At 68.8% G+C, this 3198-nt stretch carries 3 protein-coding genes; all 3 read left to right on the top strand.

What is annotated here, in order from left to right; all coding sequences use genetic code 11:
- Positions 1-451: NAD-dependent epimerase/dehydratase family protein (locus tag VJ655_RS14165; protein ID WP_324112118.1), on the top strand; the 451-nt coding region annotated here is incomplete at its 5' end.
- Between the two features lie 12 nt (positions 452-463).
- Complete coding sequence (locus VJ655_RS14160) at positions 464-1693, top strand: FAD-dependent oxidoreductase (protein ID WP_324112116.1); 1230 nt, start codon at positions 464-466, stop codon at positions 1691-1693.
- Between the two features lie 75 nt (positions 1694-1768).
- A partial coding sequence (locus VJ655_RS14155; protein WP_324112114.1) for a hydroxymethylglutaryl-CoA synthase family protein occupies positions 1769-3198 on the top strand: 1430 nt, incomplete at its 3' end.

Raw genomic sequence — 3198 nt, 5'->3', positions numbered from 1 at the left:
CAATGAAGAGCACAAGGACGGCATGAAGTCGGTCGTCGCCCAGATCTGGCCGCGCATCGCCGCCGGGGAGGGCGTCAAGCTCTTCAAGTCGCATCATCCGGACTACGGGGACGGCGGCCAGCTGCGCGATTTCGTCTATGTCCGCGATGCGGTCGACGTGATCGCCTGGCTGGCGCGGAGCCCCGGCGTGAACGGTGTCTTCAACCTCGGCTCGGGCCAGGCGCGATCATTCCGCGACCTCGCCGTGGCCACGTTCGAGGCGGTCGGGCGCGAGCCGGACATCACCTATATCGACATGCCCGAGGTGCTGCGCGGCAAGTATCAATACTACACCCAGGCCGACATGAGCCGCCTGCGCGCGGCAGGATACGCCGCGCCGATGACCACGCTCGAGGACGGGGTGGCCGACTATGTGGCCGGGTACCTGAACACGGACGATCCCTACCGCTAGAAGGATACCGCCTTGCCCGAGCCGATCCAGGTCCAGTGCTGCATCGTCGGCGGCGGTCCTGCCGGCGTCATGGTCGGGCACCTGCTGGCCCGCGCGGGCGTCGAGGTGTTGGTGCTCGAAAAGCACGGCGACTTCCTGCGCGATTTCCGGGGCGATACGGTCCATCCCTCGACCTTGCAGGCCATGGCCGATCTTGGGCTGCTGAAGGATTTCCTGGCCTTGCCGCACACCGAGGTCGGCGAGCTCTCCGGCGAGGTCGGCGGGACGATCGTACGCCTGGCGGACTTTCGTCGCCTGCCCACCGCCGCGCCGTTTATCGCCCTGATGCCGCAGTGGGACTTCCTGAACTTCCTGGTCGAGCGCTCGCGCCGGTTCGCGAGCTTCCGGCTGATGATGAACGCCACGGCCAAGGGGCCGATCATCGCGGCTGGACGCGTCGTCGGCGTGGCGGCCGACACGCCCGAGGGGCCGTTGGAGGTGCGCGCGCGCCTGGTGATCGCCTGCGACGGTCGCGGCTCGGTGATGCGCGAGCAGGCCGGACTCGTGGTCGAGGATTTGGGCGCGCCGATGGACGTGCTCTGGATGCGGCTGTCGCGCCGTCCCCACGACGCTCCAGACATGCCGCTGGGGCGGATCAGCAAGGGGCGGATGTTCATCACCATCCCGCGCGAGGGCTACTATCAGTGCGGCTACGTGGCGGCCAAGGGTGGATTCGAGGCGATCCGCGCGACCGGGATCGAGACCTTCCGCCGCGATGTGGCCCAGGCCGGTCCGGCCATCGCCGATCGCGTGGATGAACTGCGGAGCTTCGACGACGTGCATCTGCTGACGGTCAAGGTCGACCGGTTGACGCGGTGGACGCGGCCGGGCCTGCTGTGCATCGGCGATGCGGCGCATGCCATGTCGCCGGTCGGCGGAGTCGGCATCAACCTGGCCATCCAGGACGCCATCGCCGCGGCCAACCTGCTGCACGACGCCTTCGCCGGCGACGCCGCCGCCCTGGATCGGCGGCTGGAGGCGGTGCAGGCGCGTCGAGAGCCCGCGGTAAAGGCCATGCAGGCGATCCAGGTGTTCGTGCAGGATCGCCTGATCAGCCGGGTGCTGCGCGCCGAGACGCTGAAGCCGCCCGCGGCCTTCAAGCTCTTCGACTGGTTCCCGATCCTCCGCCGCTTGCCCGCTCGCGTCATCGGGATGGGCTTCCGGATGGAGCGGGTCCGCTCGCCCGAGGTCCCGCCCGCTTGACGAAGCGGCAGGGTTGAAGGCGTCCGACCGGCGGGCCTAGGGTTTCCGGAAGAAGAACACATCTGGGAGCGAAACATGGCCGGCATCGCCGCCTGGGGCGCCTATGCGCCGCGCCTTCGTCTCAGCCGCAAGGCTGTGACGGACGCCAACGCCTGGGTCGCGCCGAACCTCAAGGCCAAGGGCAAGGGCGAGCGCGCCATGGCCAATTGGGATGAGGACGCTCTGACCATGGCGGTCGAGGCGGCCCGCGACGCCCTGGGGCCCGACGACGACCGTTCGCACATCGACGCCCTGTATTTCGCCTCCACGACGGCGCCGTTCGCCGATCGGCTGAACGCGGGAATCGTCTCGGCGGCGCTGACGCTGGAGAAGTCGATCAGCGCCAGCGACGTCACCGGCTCGCAGCGCTGCGGCCTGACGGCGCTCTCCCAGGCCCTGTCGGCCGTCGCGGGCGGCGGCGCCAAGGTGGCGCTGGTGGCTTCGGGCGAGCATCGCAGGGCGCGGGCGGTCTCGGCCCAGGAGCTCGACTTCGGCGACGGCGCGGCGGCCTTCGTGGTCACCGAGGGACCGGGCGCGGCCGAGCTGCTGGGAAGAGGCAGCGTCACCGACGATTTCGTCGACCACTTCCGCGGCGACGACGGCGGCTTCGACTACTACTGGGAGGAGCGCTGGATCCGCGACGAGGGGATCGTCAAGCTGGTCCCACCGGCGATCCGCGAGGCGCTTGAAGACGCTGGCCTAAGTCCCGGCGATGTCGATCATTTCTGCTTCCCGTCCACCTTCGCCGGCATGGCCGCGAGCCTGGCCAAGAGCGTCGGGATCAAGCCCGAGGCCGTCCGCGATAACCTGGCCGCCGTCATGGGCGAAGCTGGCTGCGCGCACGGGCCGATCATGCTGGCCCACGCGCTGGAGGAGGCCAAGGCCGGCGCGATCATCCTGGTCGCCCAGTTCGGCCAGGGCGCCGAGGCTCTGGTCTTCCGCGCCACCGGCCAGGGCCGGCGTCCGGCGCGCGGCGTGACGGGGTCGCTGGCCGACAGAGAAGTCGAGACCAACTACCTGAAGTTCCTGACCTTCAACGGCCTGGTCGAGTGGGACAAGGGCATGCGGGCCGAGAAGGACAACAAGACGGCCCTGACCACGCTCTATCGCAACGAGGACATGATCCTGGGTCTGGTCGGCGGCCGTTGTCGCGAGACCGGCGTCGTGCAGTTCCCACGCACGCGCATATCGGTCGCGCCGAACAATCCGGCTGTCGACACTCAGGAGCCGTATCGCTTCGCCGAGCGAAAGGCCTCGGTGCTCAGCTATTCGGCTGACTACCTGACCTTCTCGATGGCCCCGCCCAACCACTACGGGATGATCGTCTTCGAGGGCGGCGGGCGGATCATGATGGACATCACCGATGTCGCGCCGGGCGACGTCGAGACGGGCCTGCCGGTGCGGATGGTCTTCCGTATCAAGGAGGTCGACGAAAAGCGCGGCTTCGTCCGCTACTTCTGGAAGGC

The sequence above is a fragment of the Caulobacter sp. genome (assembly GCF_035254145.1).
Classification (GTDB): Bacteria; Pseudomonadota; Alphaproteobacteria; order Caulobacterales; family Caulobacteraceae; genus Caulobacter.
Note: the sequence above shows the minus strand (reverse complement) of the source record. Positions and strands in the feature narration are given on the sequence as shown.